Annotated in this window: 15 protein-coding genes; 13 read left to right on the top strand and 2 right to left on the bottom strand. The window is 33.7% G+C overall.

Translation table 11 applies throughout. From position 1 onward, the window contains the following. Window positions 1–9: 9 nt before the first annotated feature. From COJ46_RS01635 to COJ46_RS01665, 8 genes are all read left to right on the top strand, one after another. The gene (locus COJ46_RS01635; protein WP_097974441.1) at window positions 10–1,812 is read left to right on the top strand and encodes a CD3337/EF1877 family mobilome membrane protein; all 1,803 of its coding nucleotides are present in this window, start codon (window positions 10–12) and stop codon (window positions 1,810–1,812) included. 93 nt (window positions 1,813–1,905) lie between these two features. After that, entirely contained in the window at window positions 1,906–2,943 is a 1,038-nt protein-coding gene (locus tag COJ46_RS01640) for a bifunctional lytic transglycosylase/C40 family peptidase (protein WP_097974439.1), read from the top strand. Between the two features lie 16 nt (window positions 2,944–2,959). Continuing rightward, window positions 2,960–3,493 carry a hypothetical protein gene (locus tag COJ46_RS01645; RefSeq protein WP_097974437.1) on the top strand — a complete coding sequence of 178 codons (534 nt, stop codon included), beginning with the start codon at window positions 2,960–2,962 and terminating at the stop codon, window positions 3,491–3,493. 195 nt (window positions 3,494–3,688) lie between these two features. Then, window positions 3,689–3,862: a hypothetical protein gene (locus COJ46_RS24280; protein ID WP_176522465.1), complete on the top strand. Its 174-nt coding sequence runs from the start codon at window positions 3,689–3,691 to the stop codon at window positions 3,860–3,862. Between the two features lie 217 nt (window positions 3,863–4,079). After that, window positions 4,080–5,462 (top strand): tyrosine-type recombinase/integrase, encoded by a 1,383-nt coding sequence (locus tag COJ46_RS01650; RefSeq protein ID WP_098565624.1) that lies wholly within the window; start codon window positions 4,080–4,082, stop codon window positions 5,460–5,462. Window positions 5,463–5,660: 198 nt separating this feature from the next. Further along, window positions 5,661–5,897: a hypothetical protein gene (locus tag COJ46_RS01655; RefSeq protein ID WP_097974434.1), complete on the top strand. Its 237-nt coding sequence runs from the start codon at window positions 5,661–5,663 to the stop codon at window positions 5,895–5,897. Next, the gene (locus COJ46_RS01660) at window positions 5,876–6,172 is read left to right on the top strand and encodes a hypothetical protein (protein WP_097974432.1); all 297 of its coding nucleotides are present in this window, start codon (window positions 5,876–5,878) and stop codon (window positions 6,170–6,172) included. The genes COJ46_RS01655 and COJ46_RS01660 overlap by 22 nt, the downstream gene beginning before the upstream one ends. 196 nt (window positions 6,173–6,368) lie before the next feature. After that, on the top strand, window positions 6,369–6,653 hold the full coding sequence (locus COJ46_RS01665; protein ID WP_097974431.1) for a hypothetical protein: 285 nt from the start codon (window positions 6,369–6,371) through the stop codon (window positions 6,651–6,653). A gap of 37 nt (window positions 6,654–6,690) precedes the next feature. On the opposite strand, the gene COJ46_RS01670 is transcribed toward COJ46_RS01665, so the two are convergent. Together COJ46_RS01670 and COJ46_RS01675 are read right to left on the bottom strand one after the other, a co-directional pair. After that, window positions 6,691–7,038, bottom strand: coding sequence for a YolD-like family protein (locus COJ46_RS01670; protein ID WP_097974429.1), 348 nt, complete (start codon window positions 7,036–7,038; stop codon window positions 6,691–6,693). A gap of 196 nt (window positions 7,039–7,234) precedes the next feature. Next, window positions 7,235–8,014 (bottom strand): Y-family DNA polymerase, encoded by a 780-nt coding sequence (locus COJ46_RS01675; protein ID WP_097974427.1) that lies wholly within the window; start codon window positions 8,012–8,014, stop codon window positions 7,235–7,237. A 578-nt stretch (window positions 8,015–8,592) separates the two neighbouring features. Between COJ46_RS01675 and COJ46_RS01680 the strand changes: the two genes are divergently transcribed. The 5 genes from COJ46_RS01680 to COJ46_RS01695 all read left to right on the top strand — a co-directional run bounded on the left by COJ46_RS01680 (window position 8,593) and on the right by COJ46_RS01695 (window position 16,218). Beyond that, window positions 8,593–8,865, top strand: a complete 273-nt coding sequence (locus COJ46_RS01680; RefSeq protein ID WP_097974425.1) for a hypothetical protein — start codon at window positions 8,593–8,595, stop codon at window positions 8,863–8,865. Window positions 8,866–8,880: 15 nt separating this feature from the next. Then, entirely contained in the window at window positions 8,881–13,215 is a 4,335-nt protein-coding gene (locus COJ46_RS01685) for an RHS repeat-associated core domain-containing protein (protein WP_097974423.1), read from the top strand. A gap of 68 nt (window positions 13,216–13,283) precedes the next feature. Next, window positions 13,284–13,904, top strand: a complete 621-nt coding sequence (locus tag COJ46_RS01690) for a hypothetical protein (RefSeq protein ID WP_097974422.1) — start codon at window positions 13,284–13,286, stop codon at window positions 13,902–13,904. Window positions 13,905–14,656: 752 nt separating this feature from the next. After that, entirely contained in the window at window positions 14,657–14,830 is a 174-nt protein-coding gene (locus COJ46_RS24285; RefSeq protein WP_176522464.1) for a hypothetical protein, read from the top strand. 1,199 nt (window positions 14,831–16,029) lie between these two features. Then, entirely contained in the window at window positions 16,030–16,218 is a 189-nt protein-coding gene (locus COJ46_RS01695; RefSeq protein ID WP_097974420.1) for a DUF2187 family protein, read from the top strand. Window positions 16,219–16,241: the final 23 nt, after the last annotated feature.

Genomic DNA, 16,241 nt, shown 5'->3' on the forward strand with positions numbered 1-16,241 from the left:
AGGAATTAGATGAAACTCCTAAGACATGGACTAGGGATATGTATATCGTTGTTTTTTTTCTTAATGCCTACCGGTTCATTTGCGGAAGAACTATCATCGATTGTCCAGAAAAAAGAAGAAACCGTTGGGCGCGTGGTATTGGAAAGCAAGGAATATCCTCTTGAACACTATAAAATGGAGGCAGACATTGGGGATAGTCTTAAGGACGCCGGTGATAATGCCTTACATGCCATTAATCAAGGAATGTGGGGATTTAATAAAACAATTGCTAGTTTTACCCTTTTTTCAATTGATCAGCTTATGTCTTTTGATTTAATTAGTACCATTGTCAGCGAAGTAGGCATAATGAGTGAACGAATCTATGAAATTATGTCAGGGACTTTCTTATCGCTGTTTATTATTTTGGTAGGCGGAACTGCAGCATGGCGTTATTTTGTGAATCAACAAGTTGGTTATGCAGTAAAGGCCATCGTCGGTGCGTTGGCGATCATGGTCCTCACCTTTTGGTTTTACTCGGATGCAACAGGATATATCAAATGGCTGAATGATAGGGGTGGAGAACTTGAAGGAATTGCTAGCTCGGCAAATGTTCTTGTCAGCTCTGATGAGTTTGATAGCAATGCTGCTTACAATCCGAAAGAAGGAATGGCAGTTTTAGAAAATCAATTGTTTAATCTAATGGTTAAACGTCCATATTTACTTTTGAATTATGGTTCAACTAATGAAGCTGAAGTTGTAAGTGAAGATGCTACCCGAGTAGATAAATTATTAGAGATTAAGCCTTATACAGAGGAAGGAAAAGAAAAGAGAAGTGATGTAATTACTGATGAAGTAAAGAATGGTAATAAACAAATGTCACCAGACTTCAGCGGAGAACGAATGGGATATTTAATCATCACAATCCTTTCGACCATTGCACTTTCAATTCCCCTTTTGTTATTAGGAATTTTTAAGTTTTTGCTCCAAGTATGGTTTTTAGCATTAGTGATTTTCACGGCAATTCCACTTGTTCTTTCGTTAATCCCTTCTTACAGTGAGAGTGCATTCAATCACGGTAAAAAATTGGTAGGTGTACTGCTGATGAAGGCTGGTTTAGTACTTTTAATTGCTGTTATAACTGGAATTGCTACCTTGCTTTACGAATCGGTCAAAGTCACTAATGGAGTAGAAGGATACGCGTTTGTCGTTTTTCTGATTTGTATTACAATTTGGGGATTATTTAAATATAGATCAGAACTATTTGAAGTCGCTTCTGCTGGAATGATTCAAGGGCAACAAGTCGTCGAAAGAGTCACTTCCAACTCATTTAACAAAATGGGTGACGTTGGTGAAAGTGGATTTAAAGGGGTAAAAAGAATGGTAGGTAATGCATATAGAAACCATCAAAAGAAAAAGCGTCATGAAGAGCTTTTGGCAGCAGGTAAAGGGCGGAAAAATTATTCAAGCAGTACTGTATCAAATAGTGGAAGATCAGAACATCGAAAAGCAGTGGTGAGAATTGACTCCCAAAAACAGCGGCCACACAAAAATCAAGAACAATTAGAAACTAGTAAAAGTACAAAAAGTGGAACTACAAAGTCACCTTCTAGAACAGCAGTAAATCAATCAACTAGAACCAATCAAAAACAACCATCTCCTCATCGAAAACCATCAGGAAGATTGGAAAGCCGAAAAGAGGTGGCAGCTTCAAGAGAACCGGACAAATATTTAACTAAGTGGGAAGCAGATCAACAAATAAAAAATAGAAATTCTAAACCTTCGACTGAATCAGTCAAGCGATCAAAAAGTAGAAAACCAAAACAACGAAAATAATATTAAAGCTAAATATTCTGACGCAAATACAATAGGACTCTTGAACAATAAGCCGTGTAATTGCTTCAGAATTGCTTTTAGAAAGGAGAGCATATGCAAGGTGTTCTGAAGAAAGGTGCAAAAGTTGCTGGAACGATGGCTGTTCTGAAAAATCCTTTTACCTGGATACTTGCAAGCGTCCTTCTTCTACTCACCTCTATCTTTGGAATCGCATTATATCTATCAATTAGCTTAGGCGGAGAGAATCAATTTGAATCAGGTGCTCCAGGAAAAGGAGTCGGAGGAACAGCACAAATATCAGCAGAAGTATTGCGTTATAAACCTCTTATACGGAAATATGCTAATGAATATGGGATGAGTGAGTATGTGGCACTAATCATGGCTCTTATCCAACAAGAGTCTGGAGGAAGACAGTTAGATGTGATGCAATCTTCTGAGTCAATCGGACTTCCTCCTGGAGCCATTACAGACCCTGACTATTCGATACAAGTCGGAATGAAATATTTTTCGGAAGTGATGAAACAAGCAGGAGGCGATATTCACTTAGCTTTACAAGCCTATAACTTCGGAAATGGATTTATCCAGTACGCACTAGATCGTGGAGGCTATTCTAAAGAAGTTGCCTCTCAATTTAGTCTAATGATGGCTGAAAAGTTGGGGTGGTCCAAGTATGGTGATGTCAATTACGTGGAACATGTGGTGCGTTATTATAATTCTGAAAATAGCGATGTCATGGTTGAGGGCGATGGTACCCAACGTTTTGATGTGGAAGAAGTCCATTCGATTATGAAACAGTTTCTTGGTCTTCCTTATGTGTGGGGCGGTAGAACACCAGCATCAGGCGGGTTTGATTGTTCTGGGTTATTAGAATATGCTTTCGCTCAAGTCGGAATCAACCTATATGGGACAGCCGAATCACAATACAACAAAACCATTCCCGTTCTGGAAAATCAAATAAGGCCAGGAGATTTGGTTTTCTTTTCTACATATAAACAAGGACCTTCCCATGTCGGAATGTATATAGGAGATGGAAAGTTCATTAACTCAAATGGTAGCAACGGCACTTCTTATTCTTCCGTTGAAGAATGGAAGAAAAACTATCCTTTCTTGGGCTTTAGGCGGATTCCATAATGGAGGTGAACGATTTATGGGACCAAATCAAAAGAAAAACGTCATCTTGCTAATGATTGGTTTTGTCGCTGCGGCTATCGTATTGGTGTATGTGTTCAACTTACGTATACAGTTGCAAGAAGTCAGGGCTAACCAAAAACATTATGAAGAGAAGATTTCGTCTTTAACCTCTATCCAAAATACGGATGCGTTAGTAGTAAACCAGGCATTTTTAATAAACTTTTTCACTTACCAAACGACTGCTGAACGATATCAAAACATTAAACCCTATATGACCGATCAGGGATATAAAGCAACACACCCTTCCAGTATGGAACTACCCAAGCCGGAACAATCGGTGAAATCCTCATTAGTAGGATTAAAGCCCTTTGAATACCAATCATCAAAGACAGAAGCTGAATTCATTAATGAATTTAAGTTAAGTACAGACTTTAATGATGTCACGAGTACCGATACGGTCATTGTTAAAACAGCCTTGATGTATATAAAAGACCAAGGCTGGAAGATAGATGATGTTGAGTTTGTTGGGCAGTTAACAGGACGGAAGTAACATCAAAAAGAGTTCTAGTGTAGGTAGTTTGTTTTATTTACGATCTGACAGTAGTAAATTACTTCACAATAACTTTTCTATATGTTAGAATTTTCGGAAATATAGGTGCGATTAATTTGCAACTATCTTTATCGTTTTAATTTGTAAGCCAAAGGGTAAGAAAATCTTAATAACTATGAAAGGGAGGAATGAAGAATGGATGTTAAATTCACATCACAGGAAGTTATTACTCAGATTCAGAAGTTAGAGAACGAAGGTAATTCACTACGTAAAAAAGAGGTAAAACAACAGTATCCTGATTTAATGCGGAGTGCTTTGCATTACTATCCAAGTTGGCAACATGCTGTAGAAGAAAGTAAAATAAGTTAAATATCTAATTTTAGTGAAACAAACGAATGAATGGATTCTTCCAAATCAAAACCACTAGTCTAAATAGTGGTTTTGATTTTTTATTTTTCACAAAAAATATATGTTTGGTAGTATACTTTTAGTTATTACGGTTGTCTGATTATTTTAAAAAAATATCCAACACAGAGAGTGTAGTTTTATCGGTGTAATACTATTTAAAGATTGTGAGGGGTTATATTTGGAGAAAAAGTATCAAATATTTATTAGTTCTACTTACAAAGACTTAATAGATGCCAGGACCAAGGTCACTGAGACTATTTTATCAATGTACCATTTCCCGATTGGTATGGAGATGTTTAGTGCAGGAGATGATGATCAGTGGACGGTCATAAAGAAAACAATTGATAATAGTGATTATTATGTATTAATAATAGGCCATCGATATGGTTCATTAACTGAAGAAGGCATTTCATATACAGAAAAAGAATATGATTATGCACGTGAAAAGGGTATACCCGTATTAGCTTTTATTAGAGATAGAGAGGCATCTACTAAACCATCTGAAAGGGAAAAAAATCCAGATTTACAAGATAGGCTAGATGCATTTGTAGACAAAGCAATGAGAAGCAAAATGTGTAATTTTTGGAATACAGAGGAAGAACTTACAGCGAAAGTAACTGTAGCCCTAATGAAGGAATTTATTAATAATCCAAGGATGGGCTGGGTTCGTGCTGATCTATTAAATTTGGATTCAAAAATAATTAAAGAAACCAGACTAGAATACCATATTAACAATTACTTAGATGATAAAGAAAGACAGGGATTAAACAAGAAAACACTTTATTTATATAAATTAGAACTTGATTTATTTCTGGAATTTTCTAACGGAAAATCACTACTAGAAGTTGATTCTCAACATATAAAAAATTATCTTAAATATAGAGAGGATAATTTTAAGATTAATGCTAAAAGTACTTTGGAAACAATTCGAATAAATATAAAGATATTTTTTGACTGGCTTGTTGAAGAGAAAATTATCGAAAGTAATCCAGTAAGAAAAGTAAAATCGTATATAGTTGAAGAAGTAGTTATAGAAGCACTTAATATGGAAGAAATAAAAGAGATTCTTGATGCTTGTGAAACACCTAGAGACCGTGCCCTCATTGAAATTTTACTGTCGACGGGATGTAAGTTAGGGGAGATAGAAAATATTAGAATTAATAATATTGATTGGGTAAATAATACAATTTTAATTGCGACTCCCAACAGAAATAGAGTTGTCTTGCTAACAGAAGAAGCAAAGAAATATTTAAAGATATATTTGGAAAATAGAGAGGATAAAACAGATTTTCTTTTTGTGACGGAAAGGAAGCCCTACAGAAAATTAAGTAGTAGAGGTATTCAAAGGGAAATTTCGAATATTGGGAGTAAGACAAAAGTAGGGAAAAAAATATCTCCACGCATTTTTCGACATACTTTTGCTAAAACAATGCTTGAAAAAGGTACTCCAATGCATATTGTACAGTCTTTATTGGGACATAAAGATTATAGAAGTACTTCAGAAACTTACGTAAAAATTACAAACGATAATATTAAAAGTATTCTAAATCTAGAAACTTAAATTAATAAAAAAACGGTCTTATGTGTTGCCATACATACTCTGAAGATGTGAATGCTTTTTACTACTAGTATTAATATAAAAAATATAATAGATGTAGGCGTGTGAATGAAAAGAAGTCTACCTGCTACTAGCAATACTTAAATAGAGGGAGAGTTTACTTTAAAGGGCAACTATGGAATCAATTAAAAGAGAATTATAATGAAAATTAAAAAGAATAACGGTATTATTATTAGTGTAATATGCTCATCGTTATTAGGTTTTGCTGTTGTCGGGGAAGCAGCACCTGTTAGAACTCTTGTTAAAAATTTTTATCAAAGTAGTTTTGGGAACGATTCTTCAAAAGGTACATTTGTAAATAGTACTCGTTATTCTAGTGTGTACGATAATGGAAAAGTAGGTTTTGTACCTGTTTCTTGGCTAAAAGTGCTGGATTAACAATACAAGATTTGAATTCGAGCAAGAATAAAATAACAATTAGTAACACTTATATTGCTAAATACAATTCGACAAAAAATGAAAAAAATAATTTAAGTAAACAAGTTACTTCGCTTACTAGCCAATTGAATACATACAAGTCTGACAATGCTGGCCTTAAAAATCAATTAACTCAATCACAGACAACGGTTTCAAACTTAACATATAATAACCGTGATTTTACTAGTTCGATACAATCACTTTCTACACAAGAGTCAATTGCAAAATTCCTATAATAATTTATTGGTAGATAGAGATGATAAATCTGATTAAATTACATCATTAAGTAATCAAGTTGATAAACTTACTTCAAAAGATCAACAGCTAGTAAGCCAAAATGACTCACTGCTCCACGATGTATCAGAACTACAAAATAGATTAAAAGGAATTGTCTCTAATGGTTTACAATCAAAAATTGATGAGTATCTAAAAATGGATAGTGTTGTATTATCAACTTGGCATCTTTCAAATAATGATGCTATAACTTTACCTACTAGTAGTTATGGTAGTTTAGCTAAGTTTGGCAATTCTATTGTTCTATATAGCAATCGTGATAACGTTAACTTAACAATTCTCGACTTAAGTGGTAAAGAGCAAAATCTTACTGTTAGTAGTGGTAAAAATATTATCTCAAATCTAGATCAAATAGGATTAATTGTATATACACCTACAAGTAACAACTATGGTACTAACGGTATTATTATTAGTTATAATTAACATGTGAATGCAACCAAGTTAATGGTTGCATTTTTACTTATGCTAATACAACATCAACGATTGCTGGGATTGAAAGTGCGTAGATGCAGTCAAAGCTATCAATAAAGAAAACTTCCTTAGTTATATGGTCCATTTTCCTTATCCTCCCTACTTCCGTTTCAATCCGTCCGTTAATCCAGTACACGAATGTTACTTCACTCATGCTCTCAGTAGCTTCTACAAGTATATAATTAATCCGTTCTTGTTCTTCCTCATCGAGTATAGGTTGAGGTATTTTCTTTTGATTTTCTATTATTTTTCTGACACCAGCATATTGTTGAGGAATTGAAGCGAATGGCTGCCATTTAACTATACCTCTACCCAATTTATTTTGTTTTTTCATCATGCATGGTGACCACCTATCTTCTTATTACTTGTTCTCATCGTGCTGTGTTCTAAGTAGGAACATGCCCTTAAAAGACTATTTTTACCATACTTACGTCTTATTTCATCCATAGTTTTTGTTAAGTTTGTTTCTTTTTCTTTTTTTATGGGATTGGAGAAAAAAGTAATTTGTTCAAAATCTTTTTTAACGGAATTTTTTAGTGCAATGGAAATAGACCTAACTGGTTCATTATTGTAATTTTCTTCAAGTATTTTAAGACAACTTTATACCAATCTTTTGTTAACTCTGTTGGTTGAATGATTGTGACTGACTTACTAAATCCACCAACACCTGATGAATAGCCAATACCAAAATGAATTGTTCGACATAATTTATTTTGGTTTCTTAAACGAAAACATACTTCCTCCAATTGCTCTAGTATAAGGTTTTTGATTTCATGAGATTGATAATCTCTAAGCAAAATTTGAGATCGCTCAAGACTAGTATCTCTTGGTTTAAAGTTTTGCATTTCTCCGATTTTAGAAAAATCTATCCCATTCGCATGAAGATGCAGTTCGGTACCCATTACATTTCCAAATTGCTTAATAAGTACTTCCTTAGGGTAGCGTGCGAGTTCGCCAATTGTAGATATACCTAATCGGTTTAGTTTCATTTTAGTTTTAGATGCAATTCCCCAAAATTTATCTAAAGGTTTGATGCTCCATACTTTTGTTGGGATATCTTCATATTTCCAGTATGCAATTCCATCAGGAGACTTCTTAGCACCATTATCAAGAGCCAGTTTTGACATCAAAATATTCTGACCTATACCAATAGTCGATGTGACTCCTGTTAAATTATAGATATCTTCCTGTATTACTTTAGCTAATTCAATAGGTTCTTTCTTATGAATTTTTTTATACGATTTTACATTCATACACAGCTCATCTATCGAATACTGTAAAAAATCCATTGGTACTACATACTTAGAAAGCATTAACTCAGAAATCTGATTAGATACTTTTATATCTTCCTGATAGTTCAGCCCTCCTGTATACTATTTGTATTTTTATGAATAATCAAAAAATATTTTTATATAACAAAACGCTAATGTTAATTAATGCATTAGTGGTTTTTTGTATGAAATAAAATTTCATATTAATATCATAAAAGGATTGGATAAAGCAAAAAAAATTTGGGGAAATAATTCATTCAAACTTTATATAACAAAACCGCTAATGTTAATTATTGCATTAGTGATTTTTAATGTGAAATAAAATTTCATATTAATATCGTAAAAGGCGTTTGAATAAAGCAGTTAAAATCTAGGAAATCAATGATTCAAATTAAAAATAGGTTAAAAAGAAATAAAAAAATCATAATCAAAATTTATTAACCATAATTTTCTAGCTGATTTTACTGTAAGTATATAGGAAAATTCAAAAGGGACAAAAATGAAACCGTTACCAAAAATGAATAGGACTCTTGAAAAGGGGAGGATTGTAAAATAGAGTACTAACATTACTGACCATTTCGGTTATATTTTGTCATTTTATTACTAGAGGAGGAATTAATATGAAATTGAAACGTTTAATCATTTTGTTAGGAGCTCTTATGTCATTATTTTTTATTCTAAATAACGTTATGGCAGCACAAGCAGATAGCTCGCCCAAAAAAGAAAAATGGAAGATAGAGAAACAAGATTTAACAAAAGGGGATAAACCACAACCCCATAAAAATTTAAAGCCCTCTGTCCAAGTACATAAAGGAAACACTCCTTTCGAGCAAGTTGAAACCGATAAAAATATACAGAAGGAAAGGCCTAAAAAAGCCGATTCGTTAAAATAGGAGGAAGAATAAACAATGGGGAAAAAGTCATCTTGGTATCAGTCTTCTTTACAACGTAGGATCAATAAACTTGTAGTTTCAGTATTTGCTGCTTCTTCTGTATTATATGCAATACCTCCAAGTAATCATTCAATGATTGGAACAAAACGAACGTTTGCTGCTACGACTGGAGTTGCAGATAAACCAAATTTAGGACAAGAATCTTATTGGAACTTTTATTCGACAGATTTAAGTTCAGGTTGGTCTTCACAAGTTAATACTGCGACTGGAAACCTAGTCATTAATAAGTCGTTGGTAACTATAGATGGTCGTGCACTACCGTTAAGTGAAGGATTAACTTATAATGCTACGACCCAACAAAACGTAGGTGTAGGTCTTGGATGGACATTAGAAAATGGATTTTTCTTACAAGAAAACGCAGATGGCAGTGTTACTTGGAAAGATGGAGATGCTACGAACCATATATTTACAAAAAATGGAGATGGTACCTATAGCTCTCCTTCAGGTAAACATTTAACATTAACTAAATTGCAAGCGGGTATATTTACTATTCAAGATAAAGACCAATCAGTTTCTCGTTTTGAAAACGGACGTTTAGTCAGTATTACAGATGCGAAACAAAATACAGAAAGTTATACGTACGATACGGATGGAAATTTATCAAAAGTAACCGATCCGTCTGGTAGAAATCTTTTGTATGCTTATGATACAAATAAGCGTTTAGATAATATAACGGACCCTAGTAACCATAAGTTTCAGTTTTCATATGATACTAGCGGTAAACTGATTGGAGTCACTGATTCTCAAAATAATAAAGTTCAATTTGAGTATGATACGTCAAATCGTTTGAAAACATTTATTGATGCAAAAGGTCAAAAAACAACATTTAACTACGATACTCAAAGTAGAATTGTTAAGTTAATTGATGCACGTTCAAATACCACTACTACTTATGAAACGAACTTTGCATACAATGATACTACACATACAACAACGATTACCGATCCTGCAGGGAAAATCAATACTTTTGTACACAACACATTAAATAATTTAACCCAATATAAAGACGGAGCTAATAATATCTTTAACTATGACTGGAACCAAAACGAAATGGTGACAAGTACTGATAGCAAAGGCTCAACAAGTTTCCAATACGATAGTAAGGGAAATACAACACAAGTTACAGGAACAATCAGTACTGGTAATACTGCAACGACTACAATGAAGTATGACAGTAAAAATAATCCAACAGAGGTAACGAATGCAAATCAAAATACACAAGTAGCTCGATATGATGAGAATTCGAATCAAATTTCGAATGTCAATATACAACGCCAAGAAGCGGATGGAAAAACGTTTGATGCGAATGGTAAGGTCACTTCTAGTACTGATTTAGGAGCACCAACGTACAATCTGATTGAAAACGGAAATTTAGAACGCCTTGACACTTCTGGGAATTTGATAGGATGGAATAAAGGGGGGAATACTGCCTCTATTTCAGTTGACTCCACAGTTTCTTCTTACGGTTCGAAAAGTGTGAGAATCTCGAATGCCGCATCAACTACTGCTTATTTATATAGTAACGGTGCACAAGTAACGGCTGGAACAAAATTAACGTTGTCTGCATTCGGAAGAATTCAAAATGTTTCTGGAACTGGTGGAGCCAATGTTGGCATTGAGTTCTATGATTCGAATTGGAATTATCTCGGCTCTTCCTACTCGAATAATGTTAGGGGAAATGGAAACAAAGAATATACAGTAACTGCGACAGCTCCAACGAATAGTGCGTATGCATTGGCGGTTGTTGAATTGGATCAGGCAAGTGGAACCGTATGGTTTGATAGTATTCAGTTAGAAAAACCGATAAAAACAGATGAAGGTCATATTTTAACTGACTTTAACATGATCGAAAATTCTAGTTTTGAATGGGGAGGCTCTTTATGGTTAACAAGTACATCCAACCCTGCAACGATTACAACTGAAGCAGCTTGGGCAGATTCATATAGTGCAAAATTAAATCTTCCTTCAGTAGGCGATTCATGGATTGGAAGTACTGATATCCCAGTAAAACCAGGTGAACCGTTGACTTTATCTGGATTTGTTAAAACAAATAATTTAACTGGGTCTGGAGCTAGAATAGAAGTTAACTACTTTGATAGCACAGGAGCTTATCTAGATTATGCAACAACTAACTTCCAAAAGGGTACGCAAGACTTCACTCGTTATGCAGTTAGTACGACTCCACCAGCTAATGCAGCTATCGCAAGAGTCTATGGTACAGTTTGGTCTTCAACAGGAACAGCTTATTTTGATAATATGAGATTAACGACTAGCGGTACTACTTTATATGGTTACGATAGTAGTGGAAATTATTTGACTTCAACACAAGATGCTGACGGGAATTTAACTCAGTTTTCGTATGATGGCGTTGGTAATCAAACAAGCATGACGGATCCAATGGGATATAAGACTAATTTTACATACGATGGTAATAACAATCTTACTTCGGTGACAGATCCAAAACTTAAGATCACTCGTTATGAATATGATCCATCCAACTTACATGTAACGATCCGTGATGCCCGTAGTTCGTCATCAACAGATAACACCTATAAGACTACATTTGGATACAACGAGTTAAATCAAATTACAAGTATGACTGATCCATTAGGAAAAGTTACTTCTCATACTTACGATAATGTAGGGAATGAAGACAGTACGATCTATCCAAATGGAAATAAGGTTCAGTATACTTATGACAATGCGAATCGTTTAAATAAAAAGAGTTATATAGGCTCCACTGAATACTGGAACTATAGTTATGATGTTGCCAATAATTTGACACAAGTAACAGATAACCAGAGTCGTAGCTATAACTTTAGCTATGATGGGATAAACCGTTTAACATCATACACTAATCTGTTTGGCTATTCCACTAATTATCAGTTAGATAAAGTAGGGAATATACTAAGTAGTACGGACTCAAAAAATAAAACAATTTCGTATAGTTATGGATCGGATAACCGTCTTCTTTCCTTAACTGATCCAAGTGGAAAAGTCACGAAATATAATTATAACGAGTCAGGTCTACCATTTGAAATTATTCGAGGTAATGGTTTAAAAAGTGAGCAAACGTATGACAAACTTGGTCGTATCACTGAAATCGCAGACCCAGGAAATCCGAATGGTAGTGTCTACGACTATGATTACGACAAAAATGGGAATATTACAAATATTTATGGGTATAATGGAGCACAAGCATTCAGCTATGATGAGTTAAACCGTTTAACAAGTTGGACTGATGAAGCTGGCACTGTTACTAGCTATCAGTACGATGCTGTAGGTAATCTAACCAAAAAAGGAAGTCAGACATTTACTTACAATGCAGCGAACCAAATCACGAATACTGGTTTTACTTACGATGTCAATGGTAATCTAACTAAAGATAGTAAATTTAACTATTTCTATAATTATGAAAATCAACTTATAAAAGTTACAAAAGTTTCTGATGGTTCGACGATTGCAACATATACGTATGACTACCGAGGTTTACGAACTAGTAAAACGACCCCATCTGGCGGTACAATCTATTATCATTGGGATGACCAAGGCCGTTTAGTTAGAGAAAGTGACACAAATGGTAACACATTATCTCTTTACATCTACAATGGAAATGATTTAGTTGCAGTTGAAAAAGGCGGATTGATGTACTATGTTCATACCAATCACCGTGGAGACATCCTAGGAGTAACGGATGTAAATGGGAATCAGGTGGCAACTTACAACTATGGCCCTTGGGGTGAGCTTTTAAGTAAGACGGGTACAGTTGATATCCCGTTTCGTTATGCAGGGTATTATTATGATCAGGAAACTGGGCTATACTATTTGAAAGCTCGTTATTACAGTCCAGATTTAGGACGTTTTTTGACTAAGGATCAAATAGAGTATGGTGAACTTAAGAATCCTACTACATTAAATTTATATGCTTATGCGAATAATAATCCTGTAATGAATGTCGACCCAAATGGGACGCATTCGATATCTCGTTCATTAGTGGCATTCGCAATTGATACATTAGTGGGATTAACTCCTCTAGGTGCTGCATACGTACCTTTAAAGTTTCTATATGGTGCAGCAGCTAAAGCGCTAGTAAAAAAGTTGGCACCAAAAATAGCAGGAGCAGCTAGTTGGCTATTAACCAAAGCAATAGGTGGAGCATTCAGCTTTAGTACAAACTCTCTACTTAATTTTATCTACGATAACCTTAGTTCTTTTCTTTCTATAGGAGGGGGGTTAGCGTTATTTGCAGATTGGAAAGATGGAAAAATAGATGGAAGAATACATTATTAATCTATTTTTAAATTTTTCTACATTATAGTTGTTTTTAAAATAATAGATAGTTAGTGGGGTGCTTGTAGTTGAACGGTGAAAAAAAACTTACCATCTTTTTTGTGGATGACTTTCTAAGAGAAAATTATAGCTGTAAAGTAACCTGTGCATCGAAACCTTTACCTATAAAAGAAATTAACAAAAATCTAACAATAGATATTCCTGAGTTACCTGAGTCAAATCGAATTGAGATTTTGTTTACTAGCACTATTCTTTCAGATAAGAAATTCTGGTGGTTTATTTTACCTATATGGATTATGGGTGCTATTGGTTCGATTACCAATAGTGACATTAGAAACATTGGTTTTCCGTATAATTTTTTACTTGTGTTAGAACTTGATGAATCTTTTGATGTTGAGGTGGTAGCACACCTAAATTTTATATCTCCATTTAGTGTTAAAGGCTCAGGATATAAAGAGATACAAAATGGAATTTTACAGGTAAAAGGATATAAATCTAAATGGTTTATAGGGGGGCACTTACCTATTTTGATCTTATCTTTTTTCATTGCATTTATTTTGTATTTTTCTCTTGTTGCGAAAGCATCTATTGTTGCTCAATTAATTTTTATTATAGTTGGAGTAAGTTTGCTTTTTTATTATGGTACGTATTTGTACAAAATACTGACCCAAAAGGTATTGAATAGTTAAGATATTTCTTTAATAGTAAGACAAAAGAACTCTGCTTTGGCATAAAAGTCATTACAGAGTTCTTTTTAAATCTAGACATAGTAGAGTAAAGGATATGAATATTTAGCACAGATTTACATTAGTCACTGTGAGGCAGTTTTGTACACTGGTTACGGGTAAGGATTCAATCGGAGTCATTTTATTTAATGACCACTAATAAGTAAAACAGTTTCCTGTATATCTGTTTAACAGAAGGAGCATCAACTATTATTCTTAGGTTGATGCTATTTTTATGAAGAGTATCTTCTTAATTATATAGTGCTATTTTTTAATTACTTTTCATCATCCTTTAAAAGCTATGAAAGAAGTTGTCTTTTTTACACCAACTTCTTTCATAGCTTTAAGGGCTGTCATTTTCCCTGACTTCCATCGATTATAAATTTCAATAAACTCCAAGGACGCTGCTGGCAATAAAACTACAAAACCGTCATCGTCAAAACAGCCTTGATTTATGTAAAAGACCAAGGCTGAAAGATCGATATGTTGAGTTTGTTGGTCAGTTCACTGGACGGAAGTAGCGTTAAAAAAATTTCTAGTGTAGGTAGTTTGTTTTATTTAAGATTTGAAAGTAGTAAATTACTTCACAATAACAAGTCTATATGTTAGTATTTTCAAAAATATAGGTGCGATTAATTTGCAACTATCTTTATCGTTTTAATTTGTAAGCCAAAGGGTAAGATAATCTTGTTAACTATGAAAGGGAGGAATGAAGAATGGATGTTAAATTCACATCACAGGAAGTTATTACTCAGATTCAGAAGTTAGAGAACGAAGGTAATTCACTACGTAAAAAAGAGGTAAAACAACAGTATCCAGATTTAATGCGAAGTGCTTTGTATTACTACCCAAGTTGGCAACATGCTGTAGAAGAAAGTAAAGTAGGTTAGAATATCACTAGATGCTAAAGGAAACATGGTTTACATATGTTCCTTTGATAGAATCCTCTACTTAAAAAGGTTTATTTGTCATTAGAATGGTCAAATCAAATGAAACAAGGCTATCGATACAACGAAAAAGCCCAATTTCTCTATTTTTATACGAGGAATCGGGCTTTTTTCTATTGGTGTTTCCTTAACGGTGTTAATACTCAGTTTGTTGGTTAGACCAGCCTAAACAGATCAGATGAAATAAGTATTCTAGTAAAAGTGTAATTATTTGATGTAATTTATGTAACTTCTACATTATATTTTGTAATATTCATATAACAAATAGAAGGTTCAGCTCAGTACCGAATTGTACTGGGCTTTTTGCGTTAAAAGAGGCCCAGGAAACATCTTTTTTTCTGATAATTCGAGGATTTTAGTTAAAGTACTGTAATAAGTATCCCATGAATGTAAATGATTTATCATCTCCCTGTTCTTTTTTTCTGAAAAATCTATGCTACGATTAGGGAAAATTAGAAACGAAGGAACATGGAGGGGACTTGTAACATGTTTATATTTAAAAGTCAACCTTATAAGCTCTGGTACAAAACAAACTCGCTAGAGACATAGAGTGTCAGTTTCCTCTAATGCTTATACAGCAAAAGGAGTTAGCACGCCTTTAGGAATTGATTAACTCAATTTTACAAACTGGAGTAACTAATAATAGAAAATACCAACAAACAACTATAGAAAGGACTGTTGAGAATGTTTCGAGACAATCTGATAATTATGTGGTTTGGATTAATGGTAATTCTACCACTTATTCTGCAAGTTGTTACCGTTGTTCAGAAATAACTGCTTCCTGTCACAACATATAGAAATCTACTTCTAAATGAATTATACAAAATTAATAGATTATCATCATTTATATCAATATAAACAACAACATCATTGACATATATTTTATGTTATTTATTAATAATGTTGTATCTATTAAAGTATAATTGGAAAAGGATAATAACTTTAAAGCGAATCAGCATTACTAGAAAACGTCAAATATGATAAGCACAAGAAACGATAGAGCTTATCCGGGATACATTATTCTAAAGGAAAATGTTCTCCAGAAAGTATTAAACGATCAGTAGCAGCATTTAATAAAAGAGCCAAATATGATAAGATAAGGTTTAACTACATATACTTATTAGTTTGGAGGGACTAACAAGATGGTCAAGACAAAAAAGAATGCAGAATTAGGTGATCATATCTTTTTTAAGGATGGAGTCAAAGGGATCGTTGTGAAGGTTAATGAAAATACAGTAATTGTGAATATAATTGAAAATAAAACAGCTTTGGAATATGAAGGAAATAGAACGGTAGTCGCACATAAAAATTATAAAGTTATTGGTGCTTAAGTGAAAGGTATGTCATAAATACC

The organism is Bacillus sp. AFS077874 (assembly GCF_002566505.1).
Classification (GTDB): domain Bacteria; phylum Bacillota; class Bacilli; order Bacillales; family Bacillaceae_G; genus Gottfriedia.